The organism is Tardiphaga sp., from assembly GCF_025356345.1.
Taxonomy (GTDB): Bacteria; Pseudomonadota; Alphaproteobacteria; order Rhizobiales; family Xanthobacteraceae; genus Tardiphaga.
The window spans coordinates 1-18,712 of record NZ_JANXTC010000131.1; the positions used below are offsets into that span (position 1 = coordinate 1).

Annotated in this window: 15 protein-coding genes; 9 read left to right on the forward strand and 6 right to left on the reverse strand. The window is 62.9% G+C overall.

From position 1 onward, the window contains the following. Positions 1 to 141: 141 nt before the first annotated feature. Together Q0S16_RS07605 and Q0S16_RS07610 are read right to left on the reverse strand one after the other, a co-directional pair. The gene (locus Q0S16_RS07605; protein WP_295846668.1) at positions 142 to 1,527 is read right to left on the reverse strand and encodes an Nramp family divalent metal transporter; all 1,386 of its coding nucleotides are present in this window, start codon (positions 1,525 to 1,527) and stop codon (positions 142 to 144) included. Between the two features lie 331 nt (positions 1,528 to 1,858). Continuing rightward, entirely contained in the window at positions 1,859 to 3,829 is a 1,971-nt protein-coding gene (locus Q0S16_RS07610; RefSeq protein ID WP_295846670.1) for a HAMP domain-containing methyl-accepting chemotaxis protein, read from the reverse strand. A gap of 422 nt (positions 3,830 to 4,251) precedes the next feature. Here Q0S16_RS07610 and Q0S16_RS07615 point away from each other — a divergent pair, with 422 nt between their 5' ends. Continuing rightward, positions 4,252 to 4,707, forward strand: coding sequence for a hypothetical protein (locus tag Q0S16_RS07615; RefSeq protein ID WP_295846671.1), 456 nt, complete (start codon positions 4,252 to 4,254; stop codon positions 4,705 to 4,707). 470 nt (positions 4,708 to 5,177) lie between these two features. Then, complete coding sequence (locus Q0S16_RS07620) at positions 5,178 to 5,375, forward strand: hypothetical protein (protein ID WP_295846672.1); 198 nt, start codon at positions 5,178 to 5,180, stop codon at positions 5,373 to 5,375. Between the two features lie 24 nt (positions 5,376 to 5,399). Here Q0S16_RS07620 and Q0S16_RS07625 read toward each other — a convergent pair whose 3' ends face one another. Then, positions 5,400 to 6,734: an AarF/ABC1/UbiB kinase family protein gene (locus tag Q0S16_RS07625; RefSeq protein ID WP_295846674.1), complete on the reverse strand. Its 1,335-nt coding sequence runs from the start codon at positions 6,732 to 6,734 to the stop codon at positions 5,400 to 5,402. A 150-nt stretch (positions 6,735 to 6,884) separates the two neighbouring features. On the opposite strand from Q0S16_RS07625, the gene Q0S16_RS07630 reads away from it, so the two are divergent. Then, positions 6,885 to 8,126 carry an MFS transporter gene (locus Q0S16_RS07630; protein WP_295846676.1) on the forward strand — a complete coding sequence of 414 codons (1,242 nt, stop codon included), beginning with the start codon at positions 6,885 to 6,887 and terminating at the stop codon, positions 8,124 to 8,126. A 129-nt stretch (positions 8,127 to 8,255) separates the two neighbouring features. Further along, positions 8,256 to 9,473, forward strand: a complete 1,218-nt coding sequence (locus tag Q0S16_RS07635) for a multidrug effflux MFS transporter (RefSeq protein ID WP_366517809.1) — start codon at positions 8,256 to 8,258, stop codon at positions 9,471 to 9,473. Here Q0S16_RS07635 and Q0S16_RS07640 read toward each other — a convergent pair. After that, positions 9,470 to 10,729: an adenylate/guanylate cyclase domain-containing protein gene (locus tag Q0S16_RS07640; RefSeq protein ID WP_295846678.1), complete on the reverse strand. Its 1,260-nt coding sequence runs from the start codon at positions 10,727 to 10,729 to the stop codon at positions 9,470 to 9,472. The genes Q0S16_RS07635 and Q0S16_RS07640 overlap by 4 nt on opposite strands. 147 nt (positions 10,730 to 10,876) lie before the next feature. Here Q0S16_RS07640 and Q0S16_RS07645 point away from each other — a divergent pair, with 147 nt between their 5' ends. From Q0S16_RS07645 to Q0S16_RS07665, 5 genes are all read left to right on the forward strand, one after another. Continuing rightward, positions 10,877 to 11,032 carry a hypothetical protein gene (locus Q0S16_RS07645; protein ID WP_295846679.1) on the forward strand — a complete coding sequence of 52 codons (156 nt, stop codon included), beginning with the start codon at positions 10,877 to 10,879 and terminating at the stop codon, positions 11,030 to 11,032. A gap of 545 nt (positions 11,033 to 11,577) precedes the next feature. After that, positions 11,578 to 12,879 (forward strand): hemolysin family protein, encoded by a 1,302-nt coding sequence (locus Q0S16_RS07650; protein WP_295846680.1) that lies wholly within the window; start codon positions 11,578 to 11,580, stop codon positions 12,877 to 12,879. A gap of 215 nt (positions 12,880 to 13,094) precedes the next feature. Next, complete coding sequence (locus Q0S16_RS07655; protein WP_295846681.1) at positions 13,095 to 13,838, forward strand: Asp/Glu racemase; 744 nt, start codon at positions 13,095 to 13,097, stop codon at positions 13,836 to 13,838. An 8-nt stretch (positions 13,839 to 13,846) separates the two neighbouring features. Continuing rightward, positions 13,847 to 15,040, forward strand: coding sequence for an FAD-dependent monooxygenase (locus Q0S16_RS07660; RefSeq protein WP_295846683.1), 1,194 nt, complete (start codon positions 13,847 to 13,849; stop codon positions 15,038 to 15,040). Between the two features lie 92 nt (positions 15,041 to 15,132). Next, entirely contained in the window at positions 15,133 to 16,107 is a 975-nt protein-coding gene (locus Q0S16_RS07665) for a tripartite tricarboxylate transporter substrate binding protein (protein ID WP_295846685.1), read from the forward strand. 61 nt (positions 16,108 to 16,168) lie between these two features. Here Q0S16_RS07665 and parC read toward each other — a convergent pair whose 3' ends face one another. Together parC and Q0S16_RS07675 are read right to left on the reverse strand one after the other, a co-directional pair. Further along, positions 16,169 to 18,430, reverse strand: coding sequence for a DNA topoisomerase IV subunit A (parC, locus tag Q0S16_RS07670; protein WP_295846686.1), 2,262 nt, complete (start codon positions 18,428 to 18,430; stop codon positions 16,169 to 16,171). Positions 18,431 to 18,584: 154 nt separating this feature from the next. Next, a partial coding sequence (locus Q0S16_RS07675) for a copper-binding protein (protein WP_295846688.1) occupies positions 18,585 to 18,712 on the reverse strand: 128 nt, incomplete at its 5' end.

An 18,712-nucleotide genomic window follows, 5' to 3' on the forward strand; every position in this document is an offset into this window, starting at 1 on the left:
CTGCGGAGCGGCATGGCGGCGATGCAAGGGCATCGCCTGAGAATGCCGCACCGCGTCCGGGACACGAGTCTTATCTTTCATATCTCAGGATCAGCCAAACGGCCGGTGCCAAACTCGCAATGACGCGGAGAGGTCAAGCCATCACCCGCCGATAAAATCCACCACCAGCTTGATATTCAGCGCGATGATGATCGCGGCGGTGAGCGTGGCCAGCGCGGTGACCCAGCGCGGCGCCACGAACGGGCCCATCTTGCGCTTGCTGGCGGTGAACAGCACCAGCGGCACCACCGCGAAGGGCAGTTGCAGGCTCAGCACCACCTGACTGAGGATCAGCAATTGCCCGGTGCCCTGCTCGCCATACCACAGGGTCACGAACACCGCCGGCACGATCGCGATCATCCGCGTCACCATGCGGCGCAGCCACGGCGCGATGCGTAGATTGATGAATCCTTCCATCACGATCTGGCCGGCCAGGGTCGCGGTGATGGTCGAGTTCAACCCGCAGCACAACAGCGCGACCGCGAACAAGGTCGGCGCCAGCGTCGAGCCGAGCAGCGGCGCCAGAAAGGCATGCGCCTGGTCGAGCTCGGCGATATCGGTCCGTCCGCTCTTGTGGAAGGTCGCGGCGGCGAGGATCAGGATCGAGGCGTTGATGGTCAGCGCCAGGCACAAAGCGATGGTCGAATCCCAGGTCGAGAGCCGGATCGCTTCCTTCTTCTCGGGAATGCTGTCGCCATAGCCGCGGGTCTGCACCAGACCGGAATGCAGATAGAGATTATGCGGCATCACCGTGGCGCCGAGAATGCCGAGCGCCAGATACAGCATCTCGGGGTTCTTCAGGATCTCGGTGGTCGGCGCGAAGCCGCGGATCACGCCGCCCCAGTCCGGATCGGCCATCGCGATCTGCACCGCGAAACACGCCGCGATGACGCCGAGCAACGTCACCACGAAGGCCTCGATCCAGCGGAAGCCGAACGCCTGCAGCGCGAGGATGAGAAACACGTCGGCGGCGGTGATGATGACGCCGATCTCGAGCGGAATGCCGAACAGCAGGTTGAGGCCGATCGCGGTGCCGATCACCTCGGCGAGGTCGGTGGCGGTGATGGCGATCTCGGCGGAAATCCACAGCGCCCCTGACACCGCGCGGGGAAATGAATCGCGGCAGGCCTGCGCCAGATCGCGGCCGGCGCCGACGCCGAGCCGCGAGCACAGCGACTGCAGCACGATCGCCATCAAATTGGACAGCAGCGCCACCGTCAGCAGCGCGTAGCCGAACTTCGCCCCGCCGGCGAGCGAGGTGGCCCAATTGCCGGGGTCCATGTAACCGACCGCGACCAGATAGCCCGGCCCGAGGAAAGCCAGCAGCTTGCGCCCGAACGAGCCATTCTTCACCGTCCGGATCGAACCGAACATCCCCGCCAGCGACGGATCGCCCCGCGCATTGCGCCAGCCGCCGGGCTGGCCGACCAGTTCGGTCAGCGGATCGGCAGCTTCATCCACGGTAACGGCAGGGCTTTTGGCATCCATCCCGGCAGGATGGCGGATAATTTTATCTATTGCAACTCACTTGCATCTGCATCTGGCCCGGCGCCGGATGCATGGCTTGAATGACCGGCGGGGTCGGCGCCTGCAGGCAGGCCGCCTCCGCCAGAGAAACGCCGTCCTGCGATCCATCGCACTCGCGCCCCCGCACTTGGCCGGCGTTCCTGTTCTCGGGCCCGCCCTCCGGCTCATCGCCGCGCCGTACTGGACATCGCCTCGGGTCTGAAAAGTGCCATGAAGAGACATCGCCCGTGACGATGCGAAAACGCAAAAGTCGCCATAAGGCGACTTCCTGTTTCTTCCTATGGGCTTCGCTCTAAGCGGCGCGCACCGTGTTTAGAAATTTGCCAACTTCGAGCTTGAGCCGGTTGCTATCGCTAGACAGCGACTGCGCCGCAGATAGAACCTGTGAGGAGGCAGAGCCTGTTTCACTGGCACCACGCTGCACATCAACGATATGGGATGAGACCCGCTGGGTGCCTTGCGCCGCTTGCTGCACGTTGCGAGAAATCTCCTGTGTCGCCGCGCCTTGCTCCTCCACGGCGGCGGCGATGGTCGAGGAAATCTCAGACAGTCTTTCAATGGTGCCGCTGATCTCCTTGATCGCCCCGACCGACTCCTGAGTAGCGGATTGGATGCCGCTAATCTGTTGGCCAATCTCCCCGGTCGCCTTCGCGGTCTGCTCGGCCAGCGCCTTTACTTCGGACGCCACCACCGCGAACCCACGACCCGCTTTTCCGGCACGTGCCGCCTCGATAGTGGCATTGAGCGCCAATAGGTTGGTTTGCCCCGCAATGTTATTGATCAATTCGACAACGTCGCCAATCCGGGCCGCAGCCTTCGACAGCTCGCTGACACGGTCGTTGGTCTTGCGGGCCTGGTCGACCGCATCGTTGGCGATCCGCGCCGATTCCTGCACCTGTCGGCTGATCTCATTGACGGAAGACGTCAGTTCCTCGGTCGCCGAGGCAACGGACTGCACATTGGTTGAAGCTTCCTCGGATGCGGCTGCGACCATTGTGGTCAATTCCTGGGCCCGTCCAGCGGTTGAAGTCAAAGTCCCCGCAGAGGCTTCCAATTCGGTCGAGGCCGACGACACGGTTTCGATAATTTCGCCCACGGCGGCTTCGAACGAATCGGCGAGCTTGATCATGTCGGACTTGCGCTCCTCGGCTTGACGTTGCTCGACCTCAAGCTGCTCGGCCCGCAGCCGGTCCGCCTCGATCATGTTGCTCTTGAATACCTCAACCGCGCAGGCCATTTCGCCGATCTCGTCCCTGCGGCCGATGCCCGGGATTGCGGTCTCGACGTCGCCGCCGGCAAGCCTAGTCATGGCGGAGATCATCGAAGCAAGCGCCTTGGAGATCGACCGGCCGATCAGCAGCGACAATCCGCACACCAGGCCTCCCCCCAAAGCGAACGCGATCAGTATCCACGTTCTGACCGAGCTGCGCGTCGCCGCCTCGTTCGCTTCAGCCGTCGCGTAAAGCTGCTCGACACTTTTCTCCACCTCGACAATCACAGGCTCGAGTTCATGGAACGTCTTCGACATCGCGGCGCCATAGCGTGCTACTTCCAGCGCGCCTTCGGCCCAGGTAGAAAAATCCGCCTGATACTGTTCCAGCTTCTTGGCGATGTCGGCCTTCACGGCCGGTTGAATGGCAGCATTTGCCAATGACTTTGAGAATTCCGTGGCGGTCTTCTTCAGTTCGCCGACATACTTCTCGTCGCGCCGTAACATGAAGTCTTTCTCATGCCTGCGCAGCATCAGCATCGAACTGGTCAGACGCGGATCGTCGATTTCCTTGAGCCTGGTTTCGATGTCGTGAACGGCGCCGCGCAGCGATCCGGTCAGACCCAATTTTTCGTTCAGACCGAGCTTGATGTCGGCCTGGACCAGCCCTGCAAAGTTTTTCACATAGCTTGCAAAGCTGCGTTGCACGGTCTCGGCCTTTTCCAGGATAGAGTTGAAGCCGCTAGCGCGCGCTGTGGACTTCAGTTTTTCGACGTCGCGGTCGATCCCGGCAGTTAATTCCGAATGACGCTTCGAATAGGACTCGTCGCGGCGGAGTTGAAAATCCTTCTCGGCCCGGCGAGTTTCCAGCATCTTGATCGAAATCTGCTTCATCAGATCGGAGATGGCGCGGTCTTCACTCGCGGCAACGCGCGACGCGTCTTGCGACCAGCTTCCAATCTGATAAATCGCACCGAACGTCATAAGCCCGGTCAGGCCGACGATGCCGATTGCGATAATCTTGTGGGTCAAACGAAAAGAAAAGCTGGTCATCATTTTCTTTCAAGTTCTGTTAATAGAAAAATTTAATTTCTACTATTTGTAAAATTGTAGGCAAATGATGCGTCTTTAGGCTTAAGAGTTCTTTAAATGGAACCCGTTCTCTAATTTTGCTGCAGAAGATGCTCTGTGGAGACTAGCGCCAACGTGAGTCGGATCCGCCTGATGCGTGTGTGATGACCGTTGCGGGTCATTCGCTTCGCTCTGGCTGTATGCCGATCACATCCGGTCTACCCTCAACTCCGGACATGCCGCTGCACCACAGTAACCGACGCTTCGTGCCGTGAACCGACGTTGGTAACGAAACCCCAAATGCGCTAGCTTAGACATTATTTCGAAAAGTAGGAATAAACACGCAAATGCCTGTGCCCGGCGCGAACAGAGCATGTGGAGATTGCACGCTTTGTTGCAAAGTAATGACGATCGACGAACTGGCGAAACCAGCGGGGTCTTGGTGCAAGAACTGCGACGCTCGAAGCGGGTGCAAGATTTGCTCCGAACGACCGACTGAATGTCGGACATTTAGCTGTCTTTGGCTGATTGATGAGAGGTTGGGGCCACCCTGGAAACCCAACAAATCCAAGATTGTCATCACGACCTCGGAGGACGGCTTGGAGATTAGATGCGATCCCGGATTTTCGGATGCTTGGCGCAAAGAGCCATTCAAAAGCCAAATACACAAATGGGCTGAAGCTGGAGAATTGAGTGATGTGACCGTTTTGGTAATCATCGGTGAGAAAATGACCCTCGTCACTCACGGTCGCGAATTTGATCTCGGTGTCGTTCGTTCGGACGAAAGGATCGTGCGCGAAGTGGATGGAACGCGCGTCGTAAACGTCAAGGTCATGAAGGCGTCCGACCTACAACCCTAAACAGAACCTCTCAAGTGTCTTCTCAGCAGTCAGGTGTCTCACATGGCTCAATTGCGTCGCTCCGGCATTGTGCCGATCACATCCGATCTACCCACAACTCCGGACATGCCGCTGCGCCACAGTAACCGACGCTTTGGACCAATTGCTGACTTCGCTTGCTTGCGCTTCACCTCTCCGGGATGCACGCCAACTCGCCACCTGACAGCGTCTATGCCGTCGATCTGTCGGCCTCTCGTCGTTCGGTGTCGCCCCCATTCTGGTTGCGTCCTCGCGTTCCCGGCTCCGCGGCGCATGGCGCCTCCTGTGCGCCTTGCGCCGCGTCCGGGACAAGTGCCCGAGACGTGCTGAACATGCGGGCGGCGCTGTGGCGCATTCGGCACGGTGCGGATGTTTGAACCCGCCGGCACCCGGCCACCCGCAAAGAAGTCGCAAAGCGCCGGGCATGGTGCCTTTCACACAGAGGACATCCCATGTTTCGTCGCGGCACTTTCGTTCTGACGCCCCCGACCTTCGCGGTGTTCGCCATCTCGCTGATCCTGGCGGTGATGGCGCTGCTGATGCATTACTCCGGCGTCTCCATCCCGGTGATCCGGTCGTCGCATGCCTTCGACCTGCTGGCGATCGGCTATGGGCTGCTGACGATCGGCGTGCTGTTCCGCCGGCTGTAATCCCGCGCCGCTCGCCGGATCGAATCAGAGATAGTTCGCCAGCAGCGGCCTGATATGGACCCGGGCCCTGAGCCGGCTGGCGAGCAGGAAGATGCCACCGACCTTGCGCTGCAGCAGCAGCGTCTCGATCGGCGGGATGCTCCAGTGCTCGCGGTCGGTGGCGATGCGCATGCCGCCGTCGCGCAGCCGCGCGGCGATGTCGGACTGGCCGAAATCGAACGCGCCATCCTGCCGCAAGGGCTGCATCGCCATGTCGAACAGCGCCATCACCGCATCCTGTTGCGCGGCCGGCAGATGCCGCTTGAACAGTCCGACGTCGAGCGCCGCCCGCGTCGCAGCGGGACGGTCGCCGGCGATCCCTGCCCGCAGCAGATCGCGGTAGTCCTGCGTGATCTCGGGCGAGAATTCCCGGACCGCGCCGAAATCGAGCAGCACCAGCCGCCGGGTGGCGACATTGTAGCGGTAGTTGGCAAAGTTCGGATCGGTCTGCATCAGACGGAACTCGAACAGCTCGCGCAGCACCAGCTCGATCAGCAAAGTGGCGATGCGGTCGCGCTCGGCCTGCGGCGCGGCTTCCATCGATTCCAGGCTGGCGCCCTCGACATAGGACATCGCCAGCACGTCGCGGCCGGTGAGGTCGTCATGCAGCCCGGGCAGCAAATAATCCGGGCTGTCGGCCAGCAGCTCCCCGAAGCGCCGCAGATTGCGCCCCTCGCGCTGGTAATCCGCCTCTTCGTGCAATTGCAGCTTGGCCTGTTTGAGGATCGGCGCGATATCCATCGCGGCCGGCAACAGACCGGACATCCGCAGCAGCGACGAGACGTTGTCGACATCGCTGTCGATGCTGCCGCGGATTCCGGGGTACTGGATCTTGATCGCCAGTTCGCGGCCATCCCTGGTGCGCGCGCGGTGCACCTGGCCGATCGAGGCCGCCGCGATCGGCTGGTACGAAAACTGCTCGAAGCGCTGTTCCCAGCCCCGCCCCCATTGCCGGTCGAGCGTCGCGCGCAACTGGGCCTGCGGCATGCGCCGCGCTTCCGAGCGCAGCCGTCCCAGAATGTCGGCCAGTTCGCGCGGCAACAGCTCGCCGGCGTCCATCGACAATAATTGCCCGACCTTCATCGCCGCGCCGCGCAGATGCGCGAGCTGGTGCATCACCTTGAACGCATTGGCCGGCGTCAGCAGCAAATCATTCAGGCTGGGACGCTTGCCCTCGGCCAATTGCCTGGCGCCATCGAGCATCATGCCGCCGGCGACGTTCGATGCCAGACCGACGAAACGCGCCAGCCTGGAGACCCGTCCGGTCGGAACCGACAGGCCTCGCGATGGAAATTTATCCGGCGGCAAAATGATCCTCACGGGGTTCAGTCAAAATCCGACTATCGCATCATTCCTGCCGGATCGTGCGCGAATACGGCGTGGCGCGACCTCGCCGCGATGGCCATTCGGAAATCGGGTGGCGCAACCGGCGGCCGGCTTGCAGGGTGCGAACCAAACAAGGGATCTGCCATGCCGTCATCCAGCGACCACCTGCCCGCCTCCTTCAATCGCCTCGCCTGGTCGAACCTTGCCGCGCAATCGGCCGAGCAGATCGCGCTGGCCGCGGCGCCGATCGTGGCGGTGCTGTTGCTCGGCGTCGGCGAAGGCCAGACCGGGCTGTTGCAGACCGCGCTGACGCTGCCCTTCGTGCTGTTCGCGATTCCGGCCGGCCTGCTCGCCGACCGGCTGTCGCGCCGCGCCTTGATGGCCTCGGCGGAAGCGCTGCGCGCCGCGGCGCTGCTGGCCATCCTGGCCATGATCTGGCTGGGCGCGCTGACGCTGCCGCTGCTGGCGCTGCTCGGCTTCGTCGCGGTGTGCGGCACCGTGGCCTACAGCGTCGCCGCGCCGTCGCTGGTGCCCTCGCTGGTGGCGCCACCGCAACTGGCGGCCGCCAATGCGCGGATCGAGCTGGCGCGCACCGTGGCCTTTGCCGGCGGCCCCGCGCTCGGCGGCGTGCTGGTCGGCCTGATCGGCGCCGCGCCCGCCTTCGGCTTTGCCGCGGCGCTGTCGATCATCGCGGTGGCGCTGCTGGCGGGCCTGCATGAACCCGCCCGCGCCACCGTGCCACGGCGGCATCCGCTGCAGGATATTGCCGAGGGGCTGCGCTTCGTCGCAAAACACCCGCTGCTGCGGCCGGTATTCGTCACGCAACTGATCTTTGGCGGCGCGGCCTTCATGATCCTCGCGGTGTTCGTGCCCTATGCGGTGCGGCACCTCGGCCTCAGCGCCACCGGCGTCGGCCTGACGCTGGCGATGTATGGCGTCGGCATGATCACCGGCGCGTTGCTGGCGACGCGGGTGATGCGGCGCTTGCCCTTCGGCATCGTGATCGGGCTGGGACCGGTGACCGGCTTCGTCGCCTCGCTGGTGATGGCGCTGACGATCTGGATCCCCTCGCCCGCGCTCGCCGGCCTCAGCTTCTTCCTGCTCGGCGCCGGACCGATCCTCTGGGTGATCTCCACCACCACGCTGCGGCAATCGGTGACCCCACCCAGCCTGCTCGGCCGCGTCTCCGCGATCAACATCCTCAGCTATGGGGCGCGACCGATCGGCACCGCCATCGCCGCGGTGGTCGGCGGGCTCTACCACGCCGAGGCCTGCCTTTATCTCGCCGTGGTGATCTTCGCCTGGCAGGCCTGGGTGATCCTGACCTCGCCGGCGGTCACGCTGGAGCGGCAGCCGGCGATGATCGGCGAACCCGCACCAATCTGACAGGGCTTGCGGCGAAAATCGGGCAAATCCCCGCGCCCGATATCGCGAAATCTGATTTCCCCAATCATTCCCTGCTTTTCAGCCCCGATTATATGATATACATCATCCATCAATTCTTGGGGCCAAATCATGACCATGCAGTTGATCGACAGATCCGACTCCGTGCCGGCTTCCTCCTCGACGGCCGCGCAGATCGCGGTGCTGGCGGCGCTCGCCTCGATGGGCACGCTGGCCACCAACATCCTGCTGCCATCGCTGCCGCGGATGGCGGTATCACTCAAGGTCACCACGCCGGCGGTGACGGCATCGATCACGGTGTTCCTGCTGGTGTTCGCGCTCGGGCAATTGCTGGTCGGACCGATCTCCGATCGCTATGGCCGCCGCATTCCCGTGCTGGCCGGCTTCGCGGTGTTCGCGATCGGCAGCGTGTGGTGCGGCCTCGCCCACGACCTGCCGACGCTGCTGGTCGGTCGCGCGGTGCAGGCGGCCGGCGCCTGTGCCACCTCGGTCTTGTCACGCGCCATCGCCCGCGACCTGTTCACCGGCGCCGCGCTGGCGCGCGCGCTGACGCTGGTGATGATCGCGCAGGCGGCGGCGCCCGGCTTCTCGCCGCTGCTCGGCGGCGGGCTGGATCATTATTTCGGCTGGCGCGCCGACTTCGTCTTTGTCGGCGTGTTCGCGCTGCTGTCGGCGATCGCCTTTGCCGTGGTACTTGGCGAAACCCACCGCTCGACGCGGATTCCGCTCAACCCGCTGGCGATCGGCGCGACCTATCTGAAACTGTCGGCCAATCGCCACTTCCTGATCCCGGCGGCCACCGTGGCCCTGATCATGGGCGCGTTGTTCTCGATGTTCTCCGCCGCGCCCCGCATCCTGATCGAAGGCTTTGCGTTCACGCCGATCGCGCTCGGCCTGTTCTTCGCCGGCTCCGTGGTGATGGTGTTCGGCTCGGGCATGCTGGCGGCGAAACTGGCGCCGCGCATCGGCCTCGACCGCGCCATCCGGATCGGACTCATTCTGGCCAGCGCCGGCGGCATCGCGACGCTGGCGGTGGCGTATTGCAACGGCAATGTCGTCGCTTTCATCGTCGCCATCTGCGTGTTCCTGCTCGGCATGGGCGTGGTCAATCCGCTCGGCACCGCGCAGGCGCTGTCGCCATTCGGGACTCACGCCGGCGTGGCATCGGCCCTGCTCGGCTTCTGGCAGATGATGGGCGCCGCGATCGGCGTCACGCTGGCCGCGACCATCGTGCCGTCAGCGACGTTGGCGCTCGGCCTGGTGCTGGTGCTGGCGACCCTGCTGGCACTCGCCGTCTACACCATGCGGGCGAAAGCGATGCCCGCCTAGCCTGCCAGATAGCGCTCGTACTTGCCGGCGATGAGCACATCCGAATTCAACTCCGGATCGAGCGTATAGAGGTCCTGGGCGCGACCGATGCCGCGCAGTGCGAAGCGGCCGGTGGAAACGAGATAGCCTTGCCCGGTGGTGTCGAGGCCGCTCTGAAACGCCGTCGAGGTCAGCAGCGGCCGGTCAACCGATGCACACATCGAGGCAATGCGGCTGACCTCGTTGACGGCGGGGCCGACCACCGTGAAGTCGAGCCGGTCGTCGCTGCCGATATTGCCGTAAAATACTTCGCCGACATGCAGGCCGACATAGGCCGAGGTCACCGGCCGGTCGGCCGCCGAACGCCTGGCATTGAGCGCCACGATATTCTCGCGGAACTGGTGTTCGGCACGCAGCGCGCAGCGTTTGGCGGCGGCCATGTCCTCGCCGGTGAACATCGCCAGCACGCCGTCGCCGATCAGCTTGAGCACGTCGCCACCGGAATCATGAATCGCGGCAATCGAGGCTTCGGCATAGTCGTTGAGAAACGGAATGATCTCGTCGGGGCAAATGGCTTCGCTAATCGCCGTGGAGCCGCGCAGATCCGAGAACCACAGCACCGCCTTGATACGCTCGGTGACGCCGCGGGTAATCCGGCCTCGCAGCACCTGTTCGGCGGCATCGCGGCCGAGATAGACCCGGCCGAGCGTGCGCGCGATCTGGACCTGCGCCGCCGACTTGATGGCGAGGCCCAGCACCGGCACCAGATCGCGCAACGCCGCCAGTTCCCGCGGCTCGAAGCCGCTCTCGCGCCGCGTCGCCCAGTAGGAATACAGGCAATCCATCTGCCCCATCGAGCCGGCTTCGCCGAAGCGATGCAGGAAGGCGATGCAATGCCGGTGGCCGTTCCTGACCAGGTCGCCCATGATGGAAAAGTTCAGGGTTTCGATATCGGCGACATTGATCTGCAACTCATCATGGCCGTTTTCCAGCATGTGGAAGAACGCCGATTTGCGCCAGTTGGTGGCCGCCTCGCCATGATCGGTCGAGCCATATTCGAAGACGTCGCTCTCGTTGGTCTCGGTGTCGTTCCAGCGAAAGCCACGCCCCTCGAAGATCGGATGCAGCGTGTCGATGAAGACGAGCCCGCGCGAGACGTCGAGCCCGCCAACGCGGGCGCGCTCGCAGAAGCCCCGGATCAGGTCGTTTTCCGGCAGCGCAGTCAGCCCGGCGCTGACCAGCCAGCTCATCAGTTCAAGGCGAAGGGTGGTGTCCATCGGGGGTTCCGTAGAGGCGCGTCATGGTGACGAGGCGCCGTTGCGCCGTCTCGAACCATAGGGCGTGAAACTCTGCGACATATCACCCATCCTTCGAGACACGCGCAAGAGCGCGCTCCTCAGGATGAGGCCGAGGCGAGGATAGCTGTGCTGCCCCAGGATCAGGCCCGCCGCATCGCGGTCTGGACCTTGTCGGGCAGAAACGGCACCGAGCGCCGCGTGGTGGCGCGATCCAGATCGCATTGCGCCAGCACCGCCTTGGCGATTGTCGAGCTGACCCTGCGCCTGTTCGGCGTCACCTGATAATGTCTTGGATCGATTTTCCGCAGCTTGCGAGCGGCGGAACCGATACCAGCGCGACCAGCACGATCGCGAGCGGTGCCAGATGGTATCGCCGGAAGAATGCATCGTGGAAGTACCACAACGTCGGCAAGCCGCTCGAGAAGCTATCGTTTCGCAACAACGCGACAAGCGTTGAATATGGTACATACATCCGGAGTTTTTTGTAACGCACGAGCTTCGATGCGGATCACCGACCTGCTTGCCCTTGAAACATATGAATGGGAGCGATGGCATCATCTGGGGCGGATGGTTCCACCACGATAACTTCGGAGCGATACAAGCTTGCGCCGACGCCAACGCACCGGAACAGTTCATTGAACGGCACGAACTCACGCTGATGCCACGAGACAACGCATTTCGTCTTTTTTGAGTGCGGGCCGATCATTCCCGCCCGGCGTCACATCGATCAACAATGCATATAATGTTTACGCGCCAATAGGTTGTGCGGATTGGCGAATATTGGGGGGATGCGCTATGATGAGAATCTCATCCAAGAAGGAAAAAACGTGTTATCTGTTGAACTCGGGATCGTCACGGTCCTGATCGTCGTCAACGGCCTGCTCGCAATGTCGGAGCTGGCCATTGTTTCGTCCCGCCCGGCCCGTCTCGCCGGCCTTGTCGAAAAAGGCGTCAGGGGCTCCCGCCGCGCACTGGCGCTGGCGTCCGATCCCGGCAAGTTCCTTTCGACGGTGCAGATCGGCATCACGCTGATCGGCGTGCTGTCCGGTGCCTTTTCCGGCGCGACGCTGGGCCAGCGCCTCACCAATCTATTGGTTGAATACGGCCTGTCGCAGCGGCTGGCCGATACGCTTGGCGTCGGCATCGTGGTCTCGTTCATCACCTATGCCTCGCTGATCGTCGGCGAGTTGGTTCCAAAGCAGATTGCGCTGCGCGATCCCGAGGCGGTCGCCGTGCGCGTCGCGCCGGCGATGGTATTGCTGGCGAAAGTCTCGCTGCCGCTGGTATGGCTGCTGGACCGTTCCGGCAAAGGGCTGCTGTGGCTCCTCGGCCAGCGCGGTGAAGCCGAGGAAAAAGTCAGCGAGGAGGAGATCCGTACGCTGGTCACCGAAGCCGAAACCGCCGGCGTGCTGGAGCCCGGCGAGAAGGAGATGATCGCCGGCGTGATGCGGCTCGGCGATCTCCCCGTCGGCGCGGTGATGACGCCGCGCCATGAGGTGGCGTTGATCGACCTGTCGGATTCGATCGAGGACATTCATGCCGAACTTGCCGGCAGCAGCCATTCGCGCTTCGCAGTGTTCGATGGCAACCGCGATTCCGCGATCGGTATCATCCAGGCCAAGGACCTGCTCGACGTGTTTTTGTCCGGCGGTACTCCCGATATCCGCAAACTGGTGGTCGAGGCACCGGTGATACCGGATTCAGTCGATGCCCGTGACGTCGTCGCGATCCTGCGCGACTCGCCGGTGCATATGGGCCTGGTGCATGATGAGTACGGCGTGTTCCAGGGCGTGGTGACATCGGCGGATATTCTGGAATCCATCGTCGGCTCGTTCCACACCGAGGACGGCCCCGCCGAAGCCGCCTTCTTCAAACGCGAGGATGGCTCCTATCTGATCTCGGGCTGGATGCCGGCGGTCGAATTCGGCGCTCTGCTCGGCATCGAACTGCCGCTGCAGCAGCGTCCCTATCAGACTTTCGCGGGATTTCTGCTGCAGGAATTCGGCAAGATTCCCGACGTTGGCGATCAGATCGTGGCGCATGGCTGGCGCTTCGAGATCATGGATCTCGACGGTCGCCGCATCGACAAGGTGCTGGCCAGCGAGGTCGAGGAAGTCGCGCTGGGGTAGCGCAGAGCCCGATATCTGCGCGACGTCGAGCAATTGCCGCATCCTGCGGCGGCGTGACGTGTTGCACGCCAACCTTGGCCCAAAGACTGAGCAGATCGCGTTCGATGCTTCGCGACATTCGAAATCAGGCTTTGCCAATCGCCAATTTTCATAGGGTATGCGACCTCCTAGGATGACGGTAGATCGATAGCATATTGACCGGTGGAGCAGTTCCCGTGGATGCACTAGGTTTCCGCAAAAAGATTGGCATTGTTGTGCCATCGACCAACACCGTGGTCGGCCCGGAATGCGAGGACCTGCGTCCGCGCGGCGTCACCAACCACGTGGCGCGGCTGACCATCAGCAACCAGCCGATCCAGGCCAGCGATCAGGGTTTTGCCGAACACATGCAGCGGATGCGCGACGGCATTGGTCCGGCCATCGACCAGGTCAAGACCTGCCGCCCCGACCACATCATCATGGGCGTCGCCATCGAGGCCTTCACCGGTGGCGTCGCCGGCGGCAACGCCTTGCAGAAGGATCTCGAGGAGCGCGCCGGTGTCGGCGTCTCCATGGGATCGACCGCCGGCACGACGGCACTGCGCAAGTTCGGCGCCAAAAGGATTGCCGTGCTGACGCCGCACCAGCCGAAGGGTGACGAAATCGTCCACGACTTTCTCGCCGAAGCCGGCTTCGAGATCGTGCGCCTCGTCGGCCTGAAATGCGCCTCGCCATTCGCCATCGCCGAGGTCACTGCGACAACCCTGATGCAGGTGCTGCGCGACATCGATGGCAACGACATCGACGCCATCCTTCAGGTCGGCACCAATCTTGCCAATGCCGCGGTGGCGGCGGAAGCTGAACGATGGCTCGGCAAGCCGGTGCTGGCGATGAATGTCGTAACCTACTGGGACGCCCTGCGCCGCTGCGGCGTCGAGGACCGCGTCTTTGGGTACGGTCGCATTCTCGAAGAGTTTTAGAGATCAACATGTCGAACCAGCGGGTCATCATCGTGGGCGCCGGTCCCTCCGGGTTGACGGCGGCCTTGTCCCTCACCGCTGCCGGGGTGCCGGTGGTGGTTCTGGAGAGTCGATCAGAGGTCTCGCAAGATCCGCGTGCGGCGACTTTTCATCCGCCGACGCTGGAGATGTACTCCGAGAGCGGCGTGACCCGGCGTCTGCACGAAATGGGCATCGTGTGTCCGCAATGGCAGTTCCGCGGGCGCGAGGAGGGCATCATCGCCGAGTTCGACCTCGGTATCCTCGCCGACATCACGCCCTTTCCCTATCGGCTGCAGTGTGAACAGCACAAGCTGGTCGCCATTCTGACGGACATCCTGTCCGAACGCAGCGGTTTCGAAATCCACTACGGCTCCGCCGTAGAAGCGGTTTCGCAAACCGCCACCGGCGTGACGGTGACCACTTCCGACGGATCGTCATTCGAGGGCGCCTATGTGATCGGAGCCGACGGCGGTCGCAGCGCGGTGCGCAAATCGCAAGACATCCCGTTCGACGGCTTTACCTACCAGGAACGCTTCCTGGTGATCACCACCACTACCGACTTCGCCAGGCAAGGCTATACGCTGAGTTGCTACGTCTCGGATCCCCGGGAGTGGTGCGCCATCTTCAAGGTACCGGGCGGCGGTCCACCCGGGCTGTGGCGCGTCGTGTTTCCGACCATACCGGAAGCCGCGGCCGCGGACTTGCTCGATTCCGGTCATGCCGAGCAACGGCTGCAGGGCTTCATTCCCAGCGACGAGCCCTACCAGATAGTCCATACCAATCTGTACACCGTGCATCAGCGCGTGGCGGCAAGCTATCGCCAGGGGCGCGCCCTGCTTGCGGGCGATGCCGCTCACGTCAACAACCCGCTCGGCGGCATGGGTATGAACTTCGGCATCCATGACGCTTTCAGCCTCGGCGACAAGATCAGCCGTGTGCTGAACGGTGAAAGCGACGACCTGCTCGATCTTTATGACCGGCAGCGCCGGCACGTGGCCAACGCCTTTCTGCAGGCGATGACGATTTCCAACAAGCAGTTGCTGGAAGAGAAGGACCTCGCGAAGCGCGCGGTGCGGTTGAACGAGATTCGCGAAATCGCCGCCGATCCGGCGAAAGCGCGCGCCTTTTTGATGCGGACCGCGATGTTCGAAGGGCTGCGCGCGGCCGAAGCCATCCACTGAATGACGACAGGCCCAAACCTGCGATCACACACGATAGGTGAACGGGTTCCGAGGGCGGCAGGCTGCGATCTCCGACGAAGGATGGAGCCGGAATGACGACACGACGAAGCTTTTCGAAGGGCCTGCTGGTAGCCGGATTGACAAGCGCCCTACCCGTGCGCGCATGGGCTGGTGATTGGCCGACCCGGCCGGTGAAACTGATCGTGCCTTTCGCCGCTGGCGGCAATACCGACGGCATTGCGCGCCTCGTGGGACAATATCTCGGCGACCAATTGGGGGCGACCTTCGTGATCGAGAACAAGGTCGGCGCCGGGGGCGCGATTGCTGCCGACCTCGTCGCCCGCGCGGCGCCGGATGGCTATACCTTACTGATGGTGACCGTTTCGCAGATCGGGATCCTGCCGGTACTGCAGCCGACCAAATTCGACCCAGCAAAGGATTTTGCCCCGATCAGCAACATCGCGTCCAACCCGTTTTGCCTTGTCGCAAATCCGCAGTTCGAACCGAAGACCATTCAGGACTTCGTCGCCTATGTGAAGGCACGGCCCGGCCAGTTGTCCTATGCCTCGGGCGGCAGCGGCAGCCTCAGCCATCTGACCATGGTGCTGTTTCTGAAGCGCGCCGGTCTCGACATGGTTCATGTCCCCTACAAGGGCGGCGGGCCCGCCATCACCGACGTGATCGGCAATCAGTTGCCCGTGTATTTCGGCAATCTTTCAGAAGCATTGCCCCATGCCGGGGATGCACTGCGCCCATTGGCTGTGTCGGGCACCAAACGCGTCATGCAACTGCCCGATGTTCCCACCATCGCCGAATCCGGCTACGCCGGATTTCGGTCGGAGACTTGGAACGGACTCGTGGCGCCGGCCAGGACGCCGCAATCGATCCTCGACGTGCTCGCCGCTGGCGCCCGCGACGCGGTGAAGAACCCGATGATCCTGCAGCGCCTCAACGGCTACGGCGTCGAGCCAATCGGCTCGAGCCCGAAGGAATTCAGCGATACTATTGCGGCCGATATCGCCCTGTGGGGCGATGCCATCAAAGCGGCGGGCGTAACGCAGCAATAGATCCGGGCACCGCAAGACAGCTATTGTCTGCCCTCCCGTTTTCGGGAGGGCACTTGTCGCGCTACTCGATCACCTTGCCGAACTTGTTCGACTTCGGAAAACCCTTCGGCGGCAACCGACCGGCGTCGGCGCGGTTACCGCGCCATTCGGCGAGTTCCTTCATCGTCGCGCTGAATTCGCGGCCAGCACCATCGCGCCAGAACAGACCGGCCTTGGCGGTGAAGGTGACGATGTCGGACAGGCCGCCATCCTTGAACTTCTGCAGCCGCACGCCACGGCCGCGCGACATTTCCGGCACCTGATCGAGCGGGAAGATCAGCATCTTGCGATTTTCGCCGATCACCGCGACGCTGTCATTGCCGCCATCGACGACGGTCAGAATCCGCGCCTCGTTCGGCATCTCGACATTAAGGATCTGCTTGCCCTTGCGGGTATTGCCGACGCAATCGTCTTCATTGACCATGAAGCCCTGCCCGTCATGGCTGGCGACCAGGAATTTGCGGCCGCCCTTGTGGACGAACAGCGACACGATGGCGGCGTCGCCTTCCATGTCGATGAACATGCGGATCGGCTCGCCATGGCCGCGACCGCCCGGCAGTTTCGAGACGTCGAGCGCATAGAAGCGGCCATTGGTGGCCAGCAACATCAATTTCGACGTGGTTTCGGCGAAGAACGCCTTGTCGAGCTTGTCGTCGGTCTTGAACACCAGACCGGACGTATCGGCGACATGCCCCTTCAGGGTACGCACCCAGCCCTTATCGGAAATGATCACGGTGACGGGCTCGCGCTCGACCAGCGATTCCTCCAGCGCGGCGAGATCGTGCTCCGGCGCGTCCGCAAAGATGGTGCGACGCTTGCCGAGCGGCGTCTTCGGCCCGAACAGGTCGCGCACGCGGCGGACCTGCTCGCCGACCTTGGCCCACTGCTCGGTCTCGGACTTCAGGATCGCGTTGATGCCCTTCAGCTCGTCGCGAAGCTTCTTGTCCTCGGTGCGGATCTCGAATTCTTCCAGCTTGCGCAGACTACGCAGCCGCATGTTGAGGATCGCCTCGGCCTGCACGTCGGTCAGCGTGAACGTCTTCATCAGCACCGGTTTCGGCTCATCCTCGGTGCGGATGATACGAATCACTTCATCGATGTTGAGATAGGCGATCAGATAACCGCCGAGCACTTCGAGGCGGTGCTCGATGCCGGCCTTGCGATGCTCGGAGCGGCGTAGCAAGACGTCGCGCAGATGGTCGAGCCATTCGCGCAGGCATTCGGCCAGGCCGAGCACCTTGGGAATGCGGCCCTTGACCAGCACGTTCAGGTTCAGCGGGATCTTGCTCTCGAGCTCGGTGAGCTTGAACAACGATTCCATCACCAGTTCGGGATCGACGGTTTTCGACTTCGGCTCGATGACGACGCGAACATCCTCGGCGGATTCGTCGCGGATATCGCCGACCAGCGGCAGTCGCTTGTCGTTCAGGAGTTCGGCGATCTTCTCGATCAGCCGCGACTTCTGCACCAGCCAAGGAATTTCGGTGACGACCACCACCCAGGTGCCCCGGGCGCCCTCTTCCTGGTGCCACTTGGCGCGGGTGCGGAACGAACCGCGCCCGGTCATGTAGGCCTCGGCGATGCTTTCCTTGGAATCGACGATGATGCCGCCGGTCGGGAAATCCGGGCCCTTGACCCAGCGCAGCAGTGCCTTCGACTTGGCGTCGGGCTTTTCGATCAGATGCAGCGCGGCGTCACACAGTTCGGCCACGTTGTGCGGCGGGATCGAGGTCGCCATGCCGACGGCGATTCCCTGCGAGCCATTGGCCAGCAGGTTCGGAAACCCGCCCGGCAGCACCGCCGGCTCCTTGCTCTGACCGTCATAGTTCGGCCGGAACTCGACCGCGTCCTCGTCGATGCCCTCCAGCAGCAGCTGCGCCACCGCGGTCATCCGCGCTTCGGTGTAGCGGTAGGCGGCCGGACCGTCGCCGTCGATATTGCCGAAATTGCCCTGGCCGTCGACCAGCGGGTAGCGCGAGGCGAAATCCTGCGCGAGGCGCACCAGCGCGTCATAGATCGACTGGTCGCCATGCGGATGGAACGAACCCATCACGTCACCGACGATCTTGGCGGATTTCTTGAACGGCGTGCCGGGATCGAGGCGCAGCAGTCGCATTCCGTAAAGAATCCGGCGATGCACCGGTTTCAGCCCGTCGCGGGCATCCGGCAGCGCGCGATGCATGATGGTGGAAAGCGCGTAAGCGAGATAGCGCTCCTCGAGCGCCTCCCGCAGCATCACTTCGTGGATCTCAGCCGGCTCTGGCGGAATCAGTCTTTTTCCCATGGCGAGGAGTTACCCCTAGACGCCGAACGGGGCAAGAAGTGAATCACACTATCAAAGGCGCGTATGGCGTTCCCACAAGTTGCATCCCCAGCCAATCCCGCGCCGGCAACCGCCCGATGGGCGGCTGCCGGCGGATTTGAGTGAGCCCGCGTCGCTATTTCGATTTTTGTATCGACGTCACGGTGATCTGGCCGTTGACGCGGCCGGCGTCGAACCTGACCTTATCACCGACTTTGACCGATTTCAGCATCGCGGGATCGGAAACGCGAAACACCATGGTCA

What these genes read in the sequence shown, in the direction of transcription:
- Q0S16_RS07605 (WP_295846668.1), bottom strand. Translation starts at nt 1,527, where the DNA reads ATGGATGCCAAAAGCCCTGCCGTTACCGTGGATGAAGCTGCCGATCCG.
- Q0S16_RS07635 (WP_366517809.1), top strand. Translation starts at nt 8,256, where the DNA reads ATGACCATGCAGTTGATCGACAGATCCGACTCCGTGCCGGCTTCCTCC.
- Q0S16_RS07610 (WP_295846670.1), bottom strand. Translation starts at nt 3,829, where the DNA reads ATGACCAGCTTTTCTTTTCGTTTGACCCACAAGATTATCGCAATCGGC.
- Q0S16_RS07640 (WP_295846678.1), bottom strand. Translation starts at nt 10,729, where the DNA reads ATGGACACCACCCTTCGCCTTGAACTGATGAGCTGGCTGGTCAGCGCC.
- parC (WP_295846686.1), bottom strand. Translation starts at nt 18,430, where the DNA reads ATGGGAAAAAGACTGATTCCGCCAGAGCCGGCTGAGATCCACGAAGTG.
- Q0S16_RS07630 (WP_295846676.1), top strand. Translation starts at nt 6,885, where the DNA reads ATGCCGTCATCCAGCGACCACCTGCCCGCCTCCTTCAATCGCCTCGCC.
- Q0S16_RS07660 (WP_295846683.1), top strand. Translation starts at nt 13,847, where the DNA reads ATGTCGAACCAGCGGGTCATCATCGTGGGCGCCGGTCCCTCCGGGTTG.
- Q0S16_RS07620 (WP_295846672.1), top strand. Translation starts at nt 5,178, where the DNA reads ATGTTTCGTCGCGGCACTTTCGTTCTGACGCCCCCGACCTTCGCGGTG.
- Q0S16_RS07615 (WP_295846671.1), top strand. Translation starts at nt 4,252, where the DNA reads ATGACGATCGACGAACTGGCGAAACCAGCGGGGTCTTGGTGCAAGAAC.
- Q0S16_RS07665 (WP_295846685.1), top strand. Translation starts at nt 15,133, where the DNA reads ATGACGACACGACGAAGCTTTTCGAAGGGCCTGCTGGTAGCCGGATTG.